We start from the raw sequence: 20,330 nt of genomic DNA, 5'->3' as shown, positions 1-20,330 counted from the left end.
AAAAACAAAAAACTGATTTACAGTGTTTTAAAAATTTCAAATGAAATATTTGTATCTTTAAAAACAACAATTTAATATAAAAATGGAACCTAAAGCCATTACAGTAAAAGAAGAACTCATCGCCTGGATTCGCGAAATAGAGGATATATCCGTATTGCAACATTTGGAAGCCATAAAAAACCGTAGCGAAAAACCCTTTGATTTTGATGAAGAATGGGATAAAGGCTATACCGTGGAGGAGGCAAGGGCAGAGATGTATAAACGGATTAAGGCATATCCTTGGAAAAAGTAACTTTCACAAAACATACAATTGATTATTTTGATGAACTGGTTTTTTCGCTATTTATGGCAGGATATTTTTCGTATGAAGAAATTGCCCAAGGCTATGTGGATAAGATTATCCATTTCATTATAACGGACATACACACATTTCCCCATAAAAAAACACCACCTAAGTTAAAACATTTAGGGAGTCGTTACATCTTTTACAATTCTACTTCCCGAACCACGTGGTACCTCTTTTTTGAAAAAAAGGACAACAACTACATTATTACGGGCATCTTGAACAATCATTGTGAAGAAGCAAAACATATTGCGCCCAACCCATAGCATCATTTTGAGTTAATTCCTAAATGATATTAAAACCCAAATCCAACACCAAAGGCAAAACGCAAACCATCTGTACTGTTAAAAAGTCCAAAATTTGCAGACAGCACATCGGCACCGTTTACGAAAAACCCTCCACCATAAGAATTGTGCCATTTATGGGAATCATCACCAGGAAACCACACACGGCCATAATCGAAACCAGCATAAAATCCTGGATTCACTGGCAATAGTCCTGTTTTGATTCCCCTAAAGCTATATCGAAGGTCCGTATTTTGATAGTAGGCCGTTTTACCGGTAAAACGTTCAAAGCGGAATCCTCTCAGACCATTGTCACCACCAATACTCGCTGCTTGATAAAATTCGTAACCATTTCCAATGGTAAAATGACCCTTGAACTTTGTGGCCAACACCAACTTGCCATCGGCAGTAAGCCTATGATCTATAGCAAAGGACGGGATGACATATCCGAACGATCTTGAAGATTCGTCCAAATTGGTCTTAAAACCTCCCTCCAGTGTAAAACTCATGCCCAAGGTGGGAAATGCTTCGCTATCGGTATTGGAATAGCTGTATTCAGCATCAACCCCAAAGAAATTCAAATTACTTTCTTCTCCATTTTCGACATAGAACTCATTGATGAACCTATTTTCGGTTTCTTCAACCTCAATATTTTCATATGCGACGCCCAGTCGTACTTTTGAACCGTAAAATCCGCGCCACACCAACGAAGGTGCAAACCTGAATGTCTGAATCCGTACCCTATTATAATCCAACTCCAAGGGTTCCTCGTCGTCATTGTTGACCGTTTCATTACCAAAACCAAAAAAGTTGCGCGTGAAATTTGGACTGGTGAACCTAAAATCCAATTCAAAATTTACCTTGTTGAATATATGGGCAAACTCACCGGTATAGCCAAAATCAAAGCCTTTGGTGGCAAAATAATAGGCGGCATTGAACGTATGCTGCTGTGTGAACGGATTTTTCCTGAAACCATTGTAAGTATACGTGTCGGTTACTCCTAACCTTAAGCCATCATCAGGGTTGTAGCCAGCAGTAGGTAATACCTGATTGTTACTGGCTTTTATATTTAAAAATTCATAAGTATTGGTATCGTAATCGTTTACCCTTTTAATTTTTCCCCCATAGGCATCATCAAAAGTGTTCTTCTTGGTCTTAAAATCGTAGACAACAAGCTTTTTGGAATCTTCGGAAGTTTGGTACACATCATTGTTTTGTCCACCTGCAATGCGCACCTTTATTTTTGAGGTTTCCGTGTTGGCATCGAATACATCATCATCATCCAAACCATAGATCCAAATTTCCTTGGTGTAATCTGGACTATACACCTTATGGAAGAACAAATCTGTATAATCCCCGCCTTTTATTCTATAGGCACTTACCTCAACATCGCCATCTGGGAGCGAAACAATATTAAAATAATCATCTTTGTCCGTTCCTGTGATTACGCTGTATTTGTTCAAAACTGCGTAGTACTCCTTGGCGGTTTCCACCAAATTTTCCTTTCGCGCCAAAAGTATCCTTTTGATTTCTGTCAAAGTTTCATCCCTGACTTCCTCGGGGAAGGCCAAGAATGCATCATCAATAATTTCCCCGTTCAAGTTTTGCTGTATAAATGCTGCCTGATCTATCCACATTTGCAGATCCGTCTCCGATAGCAAGGCCATATCCAAGGCAAATGTTCTTGGAGATGAAGTAAGTCCTTTTACGCTCCTTATTTCTTTATGGAATCCTTCAAAAATACGAAGATTGGGTACCGCCCTAGAACCAAAATTCATGATGACCCCATCTCCCCATCTGGAAAATACCTGATCTCTGTCCCTGGCAATGGGTTTATACACTTTGTTTCCGTTTTCCGTCTCAAACTCGGCCCATCTCCATTGATCTACATGCCTATCCCAATCTCCGATAAGGATATCAAAAAGTCGGGCCTTCACATATTCTTTCTGGTCTATGCTGTATTCCTCATCTTCCCTTAATTTCTCCATGAGGTCGTAAGTGCTTTCGATTTTTTTAGTGTACCCAAAACTCTCGAGATTGTCATGGCCATCCGAAACATGCTCCTCTATCATATACAGTCCGTCGCCAAACTCCTTGTTATAATCCCCCAAAACAGATTGTTTGGGCACATAGTAGAGCGCAGGGTTGGTGTGGTACATTCCCAAGGCATCGGAAAGTTTACCTATGGTAAAAGGAGCATAAGGATGGGCACCGGTGTATAGGTCCAACAACAGTTCCTCGGTATAGGTATCCGAAAACTTTCCTATTATAAATTGGTCTTGAAAGGCAATGGCCTGAAGGTATCTTTCGGCACTTTTTCGCAGCGCCCTCATTACATACTCCCTGCCATCTTTATCCGCCAATCGTAAAGAATTGGATTGATTCCCCCCACCTTTTCTAACAACGCTCAATCCACCAAAAAGGGTATCTAGCCGTACGGTAGGCGCCTTTACCTTGGTGGCGTAGTATTTTCTGTAACGCTCTCCCCACAACCATTTATGAAAACCACTTTTATCAATTTCTTCCTCATCGTATACGGACGCATATTTATAAGCAGGGAATTCATCCGCAAGTTCAATGCTCTTGCTTGACCTGTCAGGTGGAAGTACTTGGGTTTGAAACAGCAACTCATGGGAAGTCGTATCGGCACCATAAAATTGAACTCGGGATGAACCATCTTTATAGATTTTTAATATGGCATATCCTGTTCTTCCAGTTGAAAACTTACTACCGTTCAATAGACGGGTAGCCCCTGTTTTTGCTCCGGAACCGCTAACTATCTGAGGCTTACCATACTCCTCGATATATTGAAGCGAGTGCTCATGGCCCGAGGCGAAAATAATCTTGTCCGAGTATTGCGAAAGTGTCAGTATTCTGTTCCTAAGTTCATCATATCTTTTATTGGATAGGTCCTCTGCTGTGGCCCCAGAAGTTTTTCTCAAAAGATTGATAGCGGTTCCCAATATGGGTAGCGGCACCTTACCTCCGCTGGGATAAAGGCCTTGCTTAAATGAAAATTGGCCGCCGTGCGAACCGTAGGTAAATATGGGATGGTGCAAAGCAATAATAACCGTTTTGTCCCGGTTTTTTTTAATCAGGCTTTCCAGTTCTTCAAAAAAACGGCCCCTATCCCTTATTTCACACTCATCATTTATGGTAGGGTGCTTATCCCAATTGACCAAGTACCACTCCGTATCAATGGCGATTACCATCACCTTTTCATTGATTTCTATTTTTTCGATGGGACATCCATTTTCTGGTTGGTACGCATCATTGTAATCCAAAACATCTTCAACATATTCCTCTTCTCGTTTCAAGCCGACCAAACCTTCGTTGTACCAATCGTGATTGCCTGGGATAAACAATTTTTTACCTTGGAAATCTTCCAATGTTCTTAATTGGGCATCTAAATGGCTTTTGGCCTCCAAATAGGCAATGGTAGAGTCTTTTTTGTCGGGTAGGCCGGCAGGATAAATATTATCCCCTAAAAAAATCGTCGTGCTATTGCTATCCGCTCGGTCAAGAACCTTTTTAAAATTCTTTAATGTTGGATTGAGGTTGCCTATTGGGGATTTTCCGGCATCACCGATAAGGTAAAAGGTATGCTCGACTTCCTTTTCGTCCGTCTCGACATCCGCAGAAAAAGGCTCTGCATATTTTGTTTGGTAGGTGGCACAACCAGTAACCAACACAGTTAAAAGGACCAGCACGTAATGTTTTTTCATATATACGGGGTTGATTCCAAAATTTTGTACTTTGGATGCTCTAATCTGGTAATATGTCGGAAATTGTTGAAAAAACTAAACACTTCGTCTCTAAACTGTTAACGGAGGAGCTTGATTCCAAGTTCTTGTACCACAACTTACGACATACCGAACGAGTGGTTAAAAGTACTAAAGAATTGCTCAATTTTTATAAGCTAGAGGAGGTTGACAACGAAAGATTGTTGTTGGCAGCTTGGTTCCACGATGTTGGGCATATAAACGGTTGGGAAAATCACGAGGAAAGCAGCTGTGAAATCGCCAAGGAATTTCTCAAGGAAAATGATTACGATGCCGAAGGGATAGACCAAGTATGTTCGCTAATCATAGTGACAAAAATGTGCAACGAACCTTCCAATCTCCTGGAGGAAATTATCCGCGATGCCGATACATCACATTTTGCCAAAAAAAGCTACTGGGAAACCACCGATTTTTTAAAGGAAGAACTCAAAGCCTTGGGCATTGCAGATTATTCTGCCAAGCAATGGCGGGACAAGAACATTAAAATGTTCCGTGCCAAACATCATTTTTTCACCGATTATGCCAAAGAAAATTGGGAAGAAGGAAAGCAACAAAATTTAAAAAAGCTTCTCAAAGAAAAAAAAGCGGAAAAAAAGATTGCCAAAAAAGAAGCCTTAAAGGCCAAATATAAAAGCGAAAGCCCCGATAGAAGTGTCCAGACCCTGTACCGTGTAACGTTGAGAAACCACTTAAAATTGAGTGACATTGCCGATACAAAAGCAAATATTCTGTTGTCCGTTAATGCCATAGTCATATCATTGGTGCTGGCCAATTTGCTTACAAAACTGGACAACCCGACCAATACCTATATGATTTATCCCACGCTAATATTGATTACCTTCAGTATTGTGTCCATGGTACTTTCGGTGTTGGCCACAAGACCCAACATCACAAGCGGCAAATTCACCAAGGAAGATGTGGAAAAAAGGAGGGTCAACCTATTGTTCTTCGGGAATTTTCACCAAATGGGCCTGGAAGAATATCAATCGGCTGTGGAAGAACTGGTCAAGGACAAAGATTATGTCTATTCTTCATTGACCAAGGATCTCTATTATTTAGGGATTGTCCTTAACAAAAAATACAAAATACTTAGGCTCACCTACAACATATTTATGGTAGGAATGATTGTCTCGGTCATTTCCTTTGTGATTGCCTTTAGGTATTTTGGTCCGGACAGATTGGTATTCTGACCATAGACTAGGTGCTCAATTCCTCCATTAGGTCATCGTAGGTATAGGTACGCTCGGATTTTTTATCTTTTTGATAGAGAATTTCAGCCCTGATCGCCTTCAATCCCGATACACCTTGGACTCCTTCCAATTCAACAATTTCAATATTATTGGTAAAGTATCCTTTTGCTTTCAGGAAGCTGATGTAGCGTAAATACTCTTTTTCGTCCTTGCGTTGGGAATATACAATGGAGAGTTTGCCTTTTTGGGTCAAACGCTCATTGGTTCCTTTGACAAAGGACTTATCAATTCGTTTTTTGATGACCTCGTATCTAGCGTTGTAAGTACCGTCCACATCAAAACGTTTTTCATCCATTCGAAAGCGGATGGCCAAAGAAGTACTGTATACCAAAACCAATGATGCCACATCCAATTGAACGGGTAGGTGGGGCTTTAAACTGTAGTACTTGTTTTCCATTTCGCACATAACCTGAAGCTGCCACAACCTAAGGTTGCTCAAGAACAGTTCACTGAACTTCCGGTCCCTTGTAATGGAGCTTCCAATGTACATATTGTGCTCCACACCATCGGTTTTATAACGTTCAAAGTAGTGTGGGAACATTTCTTGTGCTTCTTCCTGCCTTTTGTCCAGCAGTGCGGCAAGCTTCATATTGGCCTCCATTACGCTATTATCGTAATTTCTGCGATGATCATAATAACTTTCGGTAGCCTTATCTATTTTCTGATTGTATTTTTCGAGCAATCCAGCAATTTCAACATCTTCTTTTTGAAGATGGCTGAAAACAGGATCCACCTCATCTTTCACAAAATCAAAAACCGCTTGTTCTGTATGGGTGAACAATGCTTCCTTGACCTCGTTCAAATAATTGTTTACGCGAAACATCAACTCTTCATAAATAGGAAGCTTGTATTTCTGAAAAGCAATTTTCAAAATATCGCTGATTTCGGAGAGCTGGATCATTAAATCCCTCTGAATGGCAAGGTTGCGTTCTTGTGAAGAGTCCTTTATATCTATCTGACCATACAACGGATATACATTCTTGAAAACAATTTCCTTGAAAACAGCTTCGTTACCGGCAAGCTCATCTGCCATAAAACGTTTGGCCTCTTCTTGAAACTTCCAATACACCGATTGGTGCACCGAAGTACACTCATGCTGAATCACGGCATCAATCAAGTTTTCTTCTTCCTCAACGGTGCGCATTACAGCTGCAACAATGTATGGCATTACATCATCCAACTTGTTTGCGTTCACACTATTGAGCTCGTTCACCTTGCCCGACACCAGCTCAAGTACCCCTAATAAATTTCCATCAACGGCAATAGGGGCCAAAATAGCACTCTTAATGCCTTGCTCCATAAGGCTTTTGTAGGGTTGGACCTCTCCCTTTGACCCATTAAAATACTTTTCCACATTGGATATGGCGAAGTACTTGTTCTCTTTGAACAATTTTTCGTGGGTATGGTTGCAGAACATGGAATCACATTCTTCCATATCCCTGCCATTAAGGATATAGCTCTCCATCCCTTTCCCGTATATTTTAAAAAATCGATTGGCATTGGAATCATAGCCCGAAAACCCGACTTTTATATCATTAAGATTAAAAAACGACCTAAATGTATCTTCAAAGCTTTCCATAAAGGTCTCTTCACCTTTTTGGGCGCGCCCTATCAAGGTAGATTTGATTTCAGAAACGGAATGCTCCGCGGTTACATCGAACATATTGGAGATAACAAAGCCCTTGGCTATAAAGCTGTTTGGCGGAATTTTATCTTTCCAAATATCCAGATTGTAGAAATTATCCAGCAACTCGTCCACATCGTCTTGGGTGAGTTCCTTGGCCTTTTCGGTCGGAATGATTTCCATAAAATCCGCATTGTACAAAATACGGTATCTGCGCATCACCCCATTGGTATCCGGTATGTCGTAAAAGAAAGGACGTTTAAAGTCCAATTTAAAACCGTAATAAAACTGAAGAATCACGGCACATCGCATAATGTAATCGAACTCCCTTGGAATATTGGTTATTGCCAAATCAAAATCCTCACCGGCATCCTTCAATATCTGACGAAATCGTTCCGATGAATTGAATACCAAATTCTCAAAAGGTGTGGATGCCGTTTTGATTTCATTTTTCGTCAAAATCGGAGAAAAAGAATCTTCCAAAATAATCCGGATAACATCCTTGTGCTTGTCCAACAAGGACAAATCGGTAAAACCATCCCTTAACTCAGGGTACGGGGCCTGAGTATCCAATACATATTTTGCCCTTTCGGCAATGTGTCGATTGGGACTAGTAAGCTGTTCGTCGTAATGTTCCAACAACTTATTGAAACTTACCAACTGAACCAGCGGGCTTTCCGTATTGAGGTCGTGCTGCATACCCTTTTTAGTCGAAGTTTAGACATCAAAGTTACAAAAACTAAAAATGCAGATTCTTTAATAAGTATCTTTATAGACAAATCGCCATTTTTAAGGATATTTAGCAAAACTTTTTCATGTCCTCTTCGACCCGATTAGACCGTGCCTACAAAAACGCCATGACGATTCCGTTCGACGAGGATTCCAAATTTATCTTTTTTAGTGATTGCCACCGAGGCGACAATAGTTTTGCCGATGATTTTGCCAACAACCGAAACATCTACTTTCATGCGCTCAACCATTATTATCGGGAAGGCTTTACCTATATTGAATTGGGCGATGGGGACGAACTTTGGGAAAACATCAGTTTCGATTCCATTTTTGAAGCACACAAAAACGTCTACCAACTTTTACGCAGGTTCCATTTGGAAAAACGGCTCCATATGATCTGGGGCAACCACGATATGGTATACCGAGACCCTGATTACGTGAATGAAAACCTTTCCCATTATTTTGAACCTATTGATGGCTCCGACAAAGAGCTTTTTGAAGGAATCACCTACCACGAAGCACTAATTTTAAAGCATTCGGACACGGGACAAGAAATTTTTTGTGCCCACGGACACCAAGCCGATTGGTGGAACTATGTGTGTTGGCGTATTGGTCGATTTTTGGTCCGGGTGCTCTGGAAACCCCTACAAGTGGTGGGGATTGCAGACCCAACAAGCCCCGCTAAAAATTACAAAGAGCTTATCCGTATTGAAAAGCGCATAAAACGATGGATTCTTAAAAAGAATCTGCTTATCACCCTTGCTGGGCATACCCATAGACCTCGATTCCCTGAACCAGGTCAAATTCCCTTTTTTAACGATGGGAGTTGCGTTCATCCAAGAAGTATCACGGGCATTGAAATTGAAAAGGGTGAAATCTCCTTGATCAAATGGCATATTGACACCAAGCCTGATGGCACGCTTCAAATTGTAAGGGTTTTGCTGGAAGGCCCTGAAAAACTACAAGATTACATCGACCACTAAGTCCGTTTTGCCATTGTTTTGATGGCATCCACAAATTGGTCCAACTCCTCGGTTGTGGTAAATACATTCGGAGTGATTCGGCATCCGTGCACGTTTTCAAAGTCGATGGCCACGGTCCAAACATTGAACTCCTCCAAAAGGGTTTTGGCCATATCTGCGGGTTTCATGTTCTTTAGGCCCACATTTGCAATACCGCAACTTCGGTAAGGTTCAATAGGGGTGTTGATCACCACATTGTCCACTTCACGTAATTGGTCGCTCCAATAGCGTTGCAAGTAGCGCATTCTGTTTTCCTTGCGCTCCATCCCGATCATTTCCAGATAATCCACGGAATCATTTATGGTCAAATCAGTATGTACAGGGTGGGTGCCCGTATGGTTAAGCCTTCGGATTTTGGTCTTGTCGTTTTCATGTTCTGCCAGCAAAGGCCATATTTTGGGAATATTCTTTTCGGCCACATAGAGCATCCCTGCCCCTAAAGGGGCACATAACCATTTATGCAAACTGCAACCGTAGTAATCACAATCCAATTCGGCCAAATCAACATTTATATGTCCAACACAATGGGCACCGTCAACCATCACCTCAACACCGTGCGAATGTGCCATATCACAAATCTTTCTGATAGGCAAGATCTGACCAGTTACATTCACCATATGGCACACCATCAAGAGTTTGGTTTTGGGTGTGAATTGAGATTCATAAAGGGAAACGATTTCTTCGTCCGATTCTGGATGGTTGGGCAGGGATACTTTTTTGCAGACAATGCCATAACGGTCCTCCATTTGATGAAAATGCACCTGCATAGCTCCATAATCCTGAACCGCAAAAACAGCTTCATCACCCTTTTGCCAAGGGTATCCTCCAATGATCATATCCAAAGATTCCGTGGTGTTTCTTGTAATGACCAGTTCTTTTTCCGAACAATTGACAAGCTCCGCTACACGAGCGGCCGCTTTTTTCTTGTTATCCCATTGCACGGTCCGCATGTAGTAAGAACCTTCATAATTAACGCGCTGTATGTGTTCAGTGTATTTGTTCAAAATTGGAGTGGGAATAATGTTGTAGTAGCCGCTTTCCAAATTGATGTAATCCGGCTTTAACTTATAATCTTCCCTTATCCGTTCCCAAAACGCTTCGCTATCCTTATCCGGATATGGAGTTGCTGCTATTTTGGTGTTATCCAAGGTAATTGGAAAAAGTGGTGCGGCCATGGCGGCACTGCCCATATAATGTAAGAATTGTCGCTTTTTCATTTTTGGTCTCGGGTTGATTAAAAAAAGAATGGTAATTTTCAGTTTTACTTTGTCTTCAAGATACAATTTACTGCCTTAAAATGGATGATGTAACCGTTATATTTGATCAAATCCCCATTAAGCACGACCTTGCGTCCCACCTTATGCTATTGGGCATTGTTCAAGGGTTTTTCTTGGCCTTTGTCATTTTTTTGAGGGCAAAACGAAAATCCGCCATCAATTTGTTCGGTTGGTCCCTCTTGGTGCAATGCTTGGTTTTTTTGGATGTCTACCTCTGTTATACGGGGCTCATAAAATACATCATCCACTTTAATGATTCCACGGAATTTTTGGTACTCCTCATCACCCCGACGCTCTATTTTTTCTTGTACACCCTATTGGAACGCAAGCCCATCACCCTAAAAAGACATTGGCCCCACTTCGTACTTCCATTTCTTTATGCGGTATCGCAAGTCAACTATTATTTAAGCCCCGTACAGGTCAAAATCAATGCTTATTTGGGTGCGTACCACCGTAATTTGGGTTTTTTGGAGGTTCCTGGAGATATGGACTATTCCTATCATCATATCAAAGATCAATTCAGATGGTTGGTGCTGGTCAGTTTTGCATTTTATCTGATTTTGTCGCTTTTATTGGTCTTAAAAACAAGAAAACGGGGATGGACATCGTCAAAACACATAAAAGTGGACAAGTATATTTTTTCCAGAAACACTGTGATTTTCTTTTTTGTGCTGATGCTGTCCTTGTTCCTTATTTATTTGAATTACGATGATGATAGTGGAGATCATATCATTGGCATAATGCAAACCGTCACCATTTTCATTACCTCGTTCTTTATGCTCTCGGAATCACGTTTTTTTGAAAAATCTTGGATTGCGGATAAATATGAGACCCTTGCCAACAATGCCATCCAATTTGAATCCATTGAAGGTTTTGTGATGGCATCCCAGTACTATTCCAACCAAGACATTAGCCTAAAGAAAGTAGCGGACGAACTGGGCACCAATGGCAACACTGTATCCAAACTCATCAATTCAGAAACTGGGACCAACTTCAACGATTACATCAATCAAAAACGAATTGCCTTGGCCCAAGAAAGATTATTGGATGATGAATTCAAACATCTCACAGTGGAAGCCGTGGGGCAGTCCGTAGGTTTCAAATCCAAATCTGCTTTTTACAACGCCTTTAAAAAATATACAGGGCAATCACCTTCCGCATTTATGAAGCAGAAAAGAGGGTAATTTCTCCATAATTGCAATTCAGGACGTTTCACCAATCAAAAAACATCTTGGATCAAACCACACTTTTCATCTTTGGAAAAAATTAAAAAGATGAAAACCACCATTAGACGTTACGATTTGGATTGGCTACGGGTCATTGTATTCGGGCTACTTATTTTTTATCACGTAGGCATGTTCTTTGTGCCCTGGGGTTGGCATGTAAAAAACAATGAGATTTATGATTGGCTCCGCTGGCCGATGCTATTCCTGAACCAATGGCGACTGCCCATCCTTTTTGTAATATCGGGCATGGGAACCTACTATGCTTTGGGCAAAAGAAGCATGGGCAAATTCATATGGGAGCGTTTTCTACGGTTAGGCATCCCTTTGGTTGCTGGAATGATTCTCATCGTGCCCCCACAAATATATTTTGAGCGGTTGGCAGAGGGTACGTTTTCAGGTTCGTATTGGGAATATTTTACCACGGTCGCTTTTGATGGTATCTACCCGGAGGGCAATCTAAGCTGGCACCACCTTTGGTTCTTACCGTATCTTTTGGTTTTTTCGTGGATTTTGGCACCGCTATTTGTCTATTTGAGAAGGCATCAAACACTTTTTATCGAATGGGTCAAACGTTTGATTCAAAAAAACTGGGGCATCTATGCTTTTGTGATTCCACTCTACTTGGTAGAATCGCTGGTTGAACCTTTTTTTCCGATAACCCATGCTTTGGTGGATGACTGGTTCAATTTTATATTCAGTATCATCCTCTTCTTTTATGGTTTTGTTTTGATAGCCACGGGAGAGGTGTTCTGGGGAACAGTTGCCAGAATGAAGCAAAAAGCACTTGCTTTGGGCATCATGTGTTTTTCGGGACAGTTGATTATTTGGCTGTTTTTTGAAGATGGGTACGTAATTCATTTTACGGAAGCATTGCTGAAGGTAACGAATATTTGGTCTTGGATATTGGTACTCTTTGCCTATGCCGCACAATACCTCAACACGCCCAGTAAAGGACTAGCCTATGCAAACAGGGCCGTTTACCCCTTTTACATTTTGCACCAGACGGTGACCGTCGCCATTGCCTATTATTTGATGAATTTGAACTGGGGCTTTGTGCCAAAAGCATTCATTTTGGTTGTAGGGACATTTGGAATCAGTTGGTTGATCTACGACTTGATCATTCTTCGTATTCCGTTGTTGCATCCAGTCTTTGGTTTAAAAGGAAAGAAGAAGCGAAAGCCTGCAGATTAACGATTTAACTACAATTTATAATGCTGATGGCAAGGTATTTGCTAAATTTATAATTGGATTATCATCCGTGATGCCATGAAAAAGAAGATTTACATTGTTTTGGGAGCAGTTTTGTTTAGCTTGCCTATGTTTGCACAGGGAGACATACCTACTACCCGACCATTGAAGATTGGCGACAACAACAAACTCGATGTAAAAGCAAGCAACCAAGGCACATCACTTCGTATGCCTTCGGTACTCGACGAAAACCTCACTTCCAAAAACGAAAAGCCCGGTGTTAAAATGTTGCCAGATAGGGAACTCCTGCAAGCCGGTCATGATATGGTCATAGACCCAAAAGTAATGGAGAAAAGGGAGAAAGGAGCCAACGAACATTTTGGCGATCAGTATTTGGGCGATTTTAAAACCACGGCCAAATTTGTTGGTATCGTTGCCAGAGACCATGAATATGTGGATGGCGACCGTATCAAAATTTACGTGAATGGAGAGCCAGTAGAATATAATTTACTGCTATCAGGTTCCTTTAAAGGAATCAACCTCGATTTGGTGGAAGGGTTTAACCGCGTAGAGTTTGAAGCCCTGAACCAAGGTTCTTCAGGCCCAAACACGGCCCAAGTCGTGGTAACCGACGATAAAGGCGTGGTCATCCACAACAACCGCTGGAACCTATCCACAGGGTCCAAAGCCAGTCTCATCATTATCAAAGAAGAGGATAGTGGCATAGAAAAAAGCAACTAAACAGTTTCCTTAATATTTTTCGCCCGGTGAATACGTTGCCTTAGCTCGTTTTAATACGTCTTCCTTGTAATATGCCGCATCTTTAAATTCCTTGTCCGCGTAGCGTTGCGCCTGATCATTAAAATGCGGCGAATCAGGATCTCCGCTTTGACCTCCAGCTAACATGGTTTTCGCCTTCACTTTATCACCAAATTCTACTGCAGCCACAAAACTATTGCCTCGTGTGCCGTAAATCTTTTTGGTGTTGTTATCATATCGAGCTCCGTAGGCGGCCAAAGCTCCCCATCTTCCACTTGCAAACCCGATCGGAATACTTGGTTTGTCATCATCAAAAGCTTGGCGAATGTCCCCGTTCAAACGTTGGTAACGGTTGACTTCACCCCAAGGCATTTTCCAAGTACCAAAATCGGACTCCAAAATATTCAAGGTTTCCTTTAGAAAACTCAATTTTTTCTGATTGTCCCATTCATCACCCCAATATTCCACCCATTGCATCGAATACATACCTTCGGGTCGTTCTGCTTTTGAATAGCAAAGCGTTCCATAATAATGCGCCAAGGTCATCGCTACGGATTCTTTGGAGGTTGTGTAATCCCAACCCCGTAAAACTTCAATGGCTTCTGCTAATTCTGGGGTTGGATTTTCATCATACGCTTTCACCAACCCTGGAATCAACGCTTCAAAAGCTGGCAAATAAGGGTCGTGTGCCATTTCAATAAGACCGTCCAAAGTATAACCACTTCGCCCAGTCAACAACTCAATGGCGTGAATGCCCCTAAAATTTTCTTGATCCCGCGACATATAATTGGGGTAATCTTCTCGTTTGGGACTAAATTCCAATGCAGAAGTATACGGCGTAGAATTACAATTTTGAATCCATCCATTTTCTGGGTTGAGCACTAAAATATTTTCATCTACAGAGTGTAGACCTTGCCAATCCGTTTTGGGATTGCTCCCGTCCACTGGCTCGGTATAATCAAAAATGGTATCACGTCTTGGCACAAAGTTGCCGTGGAAGTATGCAATATTCCCTTCGGCATCGGCATAAACGGTATTGTTGGACGAATTGGTTCTGATATCCATCATCTTTCTAAAACCATCATAACCATCCTGTTTGGTTCGGATGTAGGATTGCTCCAGTGCTTTTACGGGCTCCCACATCATAGCAGAAGCGGTCCATTGGTCGTCCACTTGATGGGTAATTGGGCCGTGATGCGTTCGGTACATCGGGAAGGTTTTCTCTTTCAGACTTTCACCATCTTTATATTTTAATGTCACCGCACTGGAATCCACAGGTCGTAATTCCTCTCCATATTGATAAAACAACTTTCCATCATTTTTAATGATGGTTTCCTTGAACTCATCCATCACATCCGTATAGGTTGATGTATGCATCCACCCTGTTTTCTCGTTGAAGCCTTGATACACAAAAAATTGACCCCAAGTTACAGCTCCGTAGGCATTCAAACCTTCTTCGCTAACCACGTGCACCTCACCCCTGAAATAAAATGAGGTATGTGGGTTGATCAATAGCATCGCATTGCCCGATTCGGTCAAATCTCCAGAAATGGCAATGCCATTGGAACCTTGCGGTTCGGCCATCTCTTCCTCTTTTTTAAGTTGAAGGGCGTCCATCTCTGGCAGTTCCATCCCGCTTTCATAAAAACTTTTGATTTTTCTTGTGGATATTCGCTCAATATCCCCTCCAATCGATCCTTCACTAAAATACATCGGCATCCAAGGCTCAAAACGGGTCAATAATTTAGGTTCAACCTCGGGATGTGTATGCAAATAATAATTGATTCCATCCGCAAAGGCATCACAGAGTTCTTTTAGCCATTCGGGACTTTTCTCATAATTGGCCTTAGCCTCTTCTTCCGTCATAAACAATTTGGCACGGAGATCACTGTACAAGGCATCTTCCCCTTCAACTTCGGCCAATCGTCCGGTAGCCCAAATATAGTTTTGCTCCACTCGATTAAAATCATCCTCACATTGTGCGTAGAGCAAACCAAATACGGCATCGGCATCCGTTTTTCCGTAAATGTGCGGAACCCCAAAATCGTCTCGGACAATCGTAATATTTTCAGCTTGTGCTTCCCATTGTTCCACCTCATTTTTAGGTTTATCGGAACAGGAAATCAATAAAAAAAGTGCTGCAAAAATTGTAATTCTCATTTCGGGGATTAGTTTAGTTAGTTTGGTGAAAATACGGGAAATCGGGAACAATTACCAACTTCCGCTGGCTCCACCACCTCCAGAACTTCCTCCACCACCAGAAAAACTACTGGAAGAACCCCCACTCGAACCTGAACCGAAGGAATGGGTTCCCGAAGATGAAAAGGTTTTGCTCATATAATCCTTATCCGATTTAAAAAAGGACAGTTTTAAGTCTTCATCACCCTTGGTCCTCATTTTTTTGAAAACCAATACAATAGTGAGCGCAATAAATGCAACAACTACAAATAAGATCCAAGTAAAATCTTTGACCAGTCCGCTCAATGCATCATCCAAGCCCAACAGCAGTGACATAAAAAATATGGGCATTCCCATAAATACCAATCCAAAAATCATAGGAATTACCATAAATCCTCCCATAAACACCCCACGAATCACGGCAAGTTTACCAATCAACATTCCTCGGACTATTTCAATTAAGGTGGAATACCCTTTATAAAAAACAAAGCCACCTGCAGCCACGAACATCATCAAGAACAAACCAATAACACCTAACAGCCACCACGGCATTTCGTTATCGGCCTCTATTTCTGCTTTGAACTCGTCCAAAGCTTCGGGATTGTTCAAAAACTCAATAATTTGGTCTGTGGCCATATCCAATCCTCCGAAATAATTTTCCTCCTTAAATTTGGGGATCATTGTATTTCGGATAATGCGTGAGGCTACGGCATCGGTAATGTAGGGCTCTAGCCCATAACCTACCTCTATTCGGACTTCCCTGTCCAATTCGGAAAAAAGAATCAGAATTCCATTGTCCTTGCCCTCTTGACCGAGCTTGTTTTGGTTGAAAACTTCTAAAGCGTATTGTTCAATGGTCGCATTGCCCAATTCTTCTATGGTCAAAATCACCAATTGATTGGTGGTCTCAGATTCAAATTGATATAATTTAGTGCGAAGCTCTTCAAGTTGTGGTTGGGTAAAAATGCGGGCATTATCAGTGACGATTTCCGTCAATTTGGGATACCCTTCCTGCGCAACACAAAGGGAGAAAACCAAAAAAAGAAATCCAAACAATCGTGCTTTAAGCATAGTCCATTTGTAATTCGAAGACTTAAATATAGCATTTGTAATCTTTTCAAACCCATAAACCAGGGATTCGGCAGCCTTTTTAATTTGCCGTAACTTGCAAGCTCTTTCTAAAAATTGTTATGCCCAATAAAAAAGTAAGCATCCTCACCGCTTTTAAAACCATCATTTGGCCCAAACGTAAACTCGTTTTTTTGGGTCTATTTTTGATTGCCATTAGCAAAGCTGCCAGTTTTGTTGCTCCAATTGCCTCAAAACATCTGATTGATGACGTCATAGTTAATAAAGACGTGGATATGCTCAAATATTTGGTCGCAGGAGTAATGTTGGCCATTCTCGTGCAGGCAGTCACTTCGTTTTTGTTGACCAAAATTTTAAGTGTACAGGCGCAATACTTGATTTCCGAGCTCAGGGCTCAGGTACAGAAAAAAGTGCTGGCATTGCCAGTTCGGTTTTTTGACAATGCCAAGTCGGGAGCTTTGGTATCCCGAATTATGTCGGATGTTGAAGGAGTTCGGAATTTAATCGGTACTGGGTTGGTGCAATTGGTGGGAGGTATCATCACAGCCTTAGTTTCCTTGACATTACTTATGGACATTAGCGTTTTTATGACGCTTTTCACCTTTATTCCACTGACCATATTTGCCATAATTGCCTTAAAGGCCTTTAAAATAATTCGCCCAATTTTTAGGAATCGAGGTAAAATAAATGCCGAGGTGAAAGGTAGATTGACAGAAACTTTGGGAGGCATACGTGTCATTAAGGGGTTTAATGCGGAAAAGCAGGAAGAAGAGGTTTTTGAAGTTGGTGTGGAACGTTTGTATGAAAATGTGAAAAAGAGTTTGACCACCACCGCTTTTATGACGAGTTCGTCCACCTTTTTGTTGGGTGTGGCAACCACCAGCGTAATGGGTTTTGGCGGCTATAAAATCATCCAAGACACCCTTACCGTAGGCCAATTCGTAGAGTTTACCGTGTTATTGGGTCTGATGATTGCCCCAATTGTGCAAATGAGCAGCGTGGGAAGCCAGTTGACCGAAGCCTTGGCCGGTTTGGACCGTACCGAGGAATTGATGAATTTGGAAGAAGAATCGGATGAGGAAAACCGTAACATTATTTTAGATGATGTAGTCGGTAAAATGTCTTTTTCCGATGTCTCTTTTTCCTATGAGGAAGACAAACAAGTACTGCACAACATTAGTTTTGATGTGGAACCTGGGCAGGTTATCGCTTTGGTCGGGAGTTCCGGTTCGGGCAAATCAACGATTGCCGGTTTGGCCGCCAGTTTTTTAAATCCTGATTCGGGGAAAATCACTGTTGATGGGCACGACCTTTCTAAAGTGAATTTGAACAGTTTCCGTCAGCATTTGGGAGTTGTACTGCAAGATGATTTTTTGTTTGAAGGTACCATTCGAGAAAATATACTTTTCCCACGACCTGATGCCAGTGAGGAAAAATTGCTCGAAGCCGTAAAAGCCGCCTACGTGGATGAATTTACCGACCGTTTTGACAAGGGTTTGGATACGCTAATAGGGGAACGTGGTGTAAAACTTTCAGGAGGTCAACGCCAGCGCATTGCCATCGCTCGCGCTATATTGGCCGACCCAAAAATTTTGGTTTTGGACGAGGCCACCTCCAGTTTGGATACCGAATCCGAAGCGCTTATTCAAAAAAGTTTGGGGGAGTTGACCAAGGGCAGAACCACTTTTGTGATAGCCCACCGATTGAGCACCATCCGCAAAGCTGACCAAATATTGGTCATTGAAAACGGCCATATCTTGGAACAGGGCACCCACGAAAAATTGATAGCCTCCGAAGGAAGATACTACAACCTGTTTACTTATCAAGCAAGGATTTAAGGTTCTTCAGGCGCCAATTCCACTTCCAGTCCGTCCAACTCCTCGGTAATATGGATTTGGCAACCCAAACGGCTGTTGTCCTCCACAAAAAAAGCTTCGGCCAACATGGCCTCTTCATCATCAGACTTTTCAGGTAGTTGATGGTCGGATTTTACATAGCATTGGCAAGAAGCGCACATCGCCATTCCTCCACAAATACCGATGGTTCCTTCAGGAGCAAGTTCGTAGGAACGTACTACTTCCATCAAGTTCATGTTCATATCTGTTGGTGCATCCACTTCGTGCAGTTCACCGTCTCGGTCTATAATTTTTATTTTGATATCGCTCATACCTATTTGAGGCTTGATCAAGCTTCCTAACGATTAAATATTTATGTTATTCTTAGTCTATTGTCTTAACAACAGCTTTTGGTGCTTCTTTTTTACTTCCGTCAAATCCGGTAACACCGCCAACGGTCGTGTATTTCATCACGTATTTTTTATCCGGGAATATTTTTTGATAGGCACTTTGGCACATCAGTGTGGCCTCATGGAAACCGCAAAGAATCAATTTTAGTTTGCCCGGATAGGTGTTGACATCACCAATGGCATAGATTCCAGGAATGTTGGTCTGGTAATCCAAAGAATTATTCACCTTGATGGCATTTTTTTCTATCTCCAATCCCCAGTTGGAAATTGGACCCAACTTTGGAGACAATCCGAACAACGGGATAAAATTATCGACCTCCACATCGGTTTCTTCGGAGGTAGATGTGTTTTTTACGGTTACTTTCTCCAGCTGATCTTTCCCTTTTAGAGCAACTACCTCGGCGGGGGTCATCAAATTGATTTTCCCCTCATTTTTGAGTTGTTGTACTTTTTCAACAGAATCCAAAGCCCCTCTAAATTCATTTCTCCGGTGTACCAATGTTACTTCTTTGGCAACATCCGCCAAAAAGATGGACCAATCTAAAGCGGAATCGCCTCCACCAGCAATCAACACTTTTTTATCTCGGTATATTTCGGGCTCTTTGATCATGTAGGCCACCCCATTGTCCTCATATTTCTCCAAGTTTTCCAACAACGGTTTTCTTGGCTCAAAACTGCCAAGTCCACCAGCTATGGCAACAATGGGTGCATGATGCTTGGTTCCTTTGTTTGTTGTTACTATAAAGGAGCCATCATCCAGTTTTTCAATGGTCTCTGCCCGCTCTCCCAAGGTAAAACCCGGCTGGAACGGTTTGATTTGCTCCATTAGGTTGTCCACCAAATCGCCCGCCAGTACTTCGGGGAATCCAGGAATGTCGTAAATGGGTTTTTTAGGATATATCTCGGAACATTGTCCACCAGCTTGTGGCAATGCATCTATTAAATGACATTTGAGTTGTAAAAGACCTGCTTCAAAAACAGCAAAGAGACCCGTAGGTCCCGCTCCAATTATCAGAATATCGGTTTTGATCATAGACTAAAAATTTGGCACGCAACTTAACGCTTGCCCAAAAAATGATTTATGATTTTAATCAGTTAGGAAATATTGATTACCTCTTCAATTTGTGGCGCGTATTTTTTAATGGTCATTTCCACGCCACTCTTTAGTGTCATTTGGTTCACGGTGCAACCAATACAGTTGCCTTCCAAACGCACTTTTACGGTATTGTCTTCAATGGAAATCAAAGTAATATCTCCACCATCGCTCTGTAAAAACGGACGTATCTCCTCCAACGCCTTTTCTACATTACTCCTTGTTTCTTCTGATGTCATTG

General features: G+C 41.7%; 16 protein-coding genes. 8 read left to right on the top strand and 8 right to left on the bottom strand.

Annotated features, from left to right (window positions below):
- The first annotated feature begins 82 nt into the window (after nt 1-82).
- Together J4E06_RS04470 and J4E06_RS04465 are read left to right on the top strand one after the other, a co-directional pair.
- Nucleotides 83-292, top strand: a complete 210-nt coding sequence (locus tag J4E06_RS04470) for a hypothetical protein (RefSeq protein ID WP_349522843.1) — start codon at nt 83-85, stop codon at nt 290-292.
- On the top strand, nt 280-609 hold the full coding sequence (locus J4E06_RS04465; protein WP_349522842.1) for a hypothetical protein: 330 nt from the start codon (nt 280-282) through the stop codon (nt 607-609). Before J4E06_RS04470 ends, J4E06_RS04465 begins: the two co-directional genes overlap by 13 nt.
- A 29-nt stretch (nt 610-638) precedes the next feature.
- Here J4E06_RS04465 and J4E06_RS04460 read toward each other — a convergent pair whose 3' ends face one another.
- Nucleotides 639-4,352: a metallophosphoesterase gene (locus J4E06_RS04460; RefSeq protein ID WP_349522841.1), complete on the bottom strand. Its 3,714-nt coding sequence runs from the start codon at nt 4,350-4,352 to the stop codon at nt 639-641.
- A gap of 53 nt (nt 4,353-4,405) precedes the next feature.
- Here J4E06_RS04460 and J4E06_RS04455 point away from each other — a divergent pair, with 53 nt between their 5' ends.
- On the top strand, nt 4,406-5,599 hold the full coding sequence (locus tag J4E06_RS04455; protein WP_349522840.1) for a Pycsar system effector family protein: 1,194 nt from the start codon (nt 4,406-4,408) through the stop codon (nt 5,597-5,599).
- 7 nt (nt 5,600-5,606) lie between these two features.
- Here J4E06_RS04455 and J4E06_RS04450 read toward each other — a convergent pair whose 3' ends face one another.
- On the bottom strand, nt 5,607-7,982 hold the full coding sequence (locus J4E06_RS04450) for a GAF domain-containing protein (protein WP_349522839.1): 2,376 nt from the start codon (nt 7,980-7,982) through the stop codon (nt 5,607-5,609).
- Between the two features lie 116 nt (nt 7,983-8,098).
- On the opposite strand from J4E06_RS04450, the gene J4E06_RS04445 reads away from it, so the two are divergent.
- Nucleotides 8,099-8,995: a metallophosphoesterase gene (locus J4E06_RS04445; RefSeq protein WP_349522838.1), complete on the top strand. Its 897-nt coding sequence runs from the start codon at nt 8,099-8,101 to the stop codon at nt 8,993-8,995.
- Here J4E06_RS04445 and J4E06_RS04440 read toward each other — a convergent pair.
- Nucleotides 8,992-10,251, bottom strand: coding sequence for an aminotransferase class V-fold PLP-dependent enzyme (locus J4E06_RS04440; protein ID WP_349522837.1), 1,260 nt, complete (start codon nt 10,249-10,251; stop codon nt 8,992-8,994). The two genes, J4E06_RS04445 and J4E06_RS04440, sit on opposite strands and share 4 nt — an antisense overlap.
- Nucleotides 10,252-10,331: 80 nt before the next feature.
- Here J4E06_RS04440 and J4E06_RS04435 point away from each other — a divergent pair, with 80 nt between their 5' ends.
- The 3 genes from J4E06_RS04435 (at nt 10,332) to J4E06_RS04425 (ending at nt 13,466) form a co-directional block, all read left to right on the top strand.
- Nucleotides 10,332-11,495: a helix-turn-helix domain-containing protein gene (locus J4E06_RS04435; RefSeq protein ID WP_349522836.1), complete on the top strand. Its 1,164-nt coding sequence runs from the start codon at nt 10,332-10,334 to the stop codon at nt 11,493-11,495.
- Between the two features lie 90 nt (nt 11,496-11,585).
- The gene (locus J4E06_RS04430; RefSeq protein ID WP_349522835.1) at nt 11,586-12,728 is read left to right on the top strand and encodes an acyltransferase family protein; all 1,143 of its coding nucleotides are present in this window, start codon (nt 11,586-11,588) and stop codon (nt 12,726-12,728) included.
- Nucleotides 12,729-12,803: 75 nt separating this feature from the next.
- Nucleotides 12,804-13,466, top strand: a complete 663-nt coding sequence (locus J4E06_RS04425) for a hypothetical protein (RefSeq protein ID WP_349522834.1) — start codon at nt 12,804-12,806, stop codon at nt 13,464-13,466.
- Nucleotides 13,467-13,475: 9 nt separating this feature from the next.
- Here the strand turns inward: J4E06_RS04425 and J4E06_RS04420 are convergent, their stop codons facing one another.
- Both J4E06_RS04420 and J4E06_RS04415 read right to left on the bottom strand, forming a co-directional pair.
- Complete coding sequence (locus J4E06_RS04420; RefSeq protein WP_349522833.1) at nt 13,476-15,644, bottom strand: acylase; 2,169 nt, start codon at nt 15,642-15,644, stop codon at nt 13,476-13,478.
- Nucleotides 15,645-15,695: 51 nt separating this feature from the next.
- Nucleotides 15,696-16,733 carry a TPM domain-containing protein gene (locus J4E06_RS04415; RefSeq protein ID WP_349522832.1) on the bottom strand — a complete coding sequence of 346 codons (1,038 nt, stop codon included), beginning with the start codon at nt 16,731-16,733 and terminating at the stop codon, nt 15,696-15,698.
- 119 nt (nt 16,734-16,852) lie between these two features.
- Between J4E06_RS04415 and J4E06_RS04410 the strand changes: the two genes are divergently transcribed.
- Nucleotides 16,853-18,589 carry an ABC transporter ATP-binding protein gene (locus J4E06_RS04410; RefSeq protein ID WP_349522831.1) on the top strand — a complete coding sequence of 579 codons (1,737 nt, stop codon included), beginning with the start codon at nt 16,853-16,855 and terminating at the stop codon, nt 18,587-18,589.
- On the opposite strand, the gene J4E06_RS04405 is transcribed toward J4E06_RS04410, so the two are convergent.
- The 3 genes from J4E06_RS04405 to J4E06_RS04395 all read right to left on the bottom strand — a co-directional run bounded on the left by J4E06_RS04405 (nt 18,586) and on the right by J4E06_RS04395 (nt 20,328).
- Nucleotides 18,586-18,918 carry a 2Fe-2S iron-sulfur cluster-binding family protein gene (locus J4E06_RS04405; RefSeq protein WP_349522830.1) on the bottom strand — a complete coding sequence of 111 codons (333 nt, stop codon included), beginning with the start codon at nt 18,916-18,918 and terminating at the stop codon, nt 18,586-18,588. The genes J4E06_RS04410 and J4E06_RS04405 overlap by 4 nt on opposite strands.
- A 52-nt stretch (nt 18,919-18,970) precedes the next feature.
- Entirely contained in the window at nt 18,971-20,029 is a 1,059-nt protein-coding gene (locus J4E06_RS04400) for an NAD(P)/FAD-dependent oxidoreductase (protein WP_349522829.1), read from the bottom strand.
- Nucleotides 20,030-20,091: 62 nt separating this feature from the next.
- On the bottom strand, nt 20,092-20,328 hold the full coding sequence (locus J4E06_RS04395) for a NifU family protein (RefSeq protein WP_041801799.1): 237 nt from the start codon (nt 20,326-20,328) through the stop codon (nt 20,092-20,094).
- Between the last annotated feature and the right edge of the window lie 2 nt (nt 20,329-20,330).

This window comes from Allomuricauda sp. NFXS6, assembly GCF_040148835.1.
Classification (GTDB): Bacteria; Bacteroidota; Bacteroidia; order Flavobacteriales; family Flavobacteriaceae; genus Flagellimonas.
The sequence above is the reverse complement of the archived record's forward strand: the minus strand, read 5'-3'. Positions and strand labels throughout refer to the sequence as shown.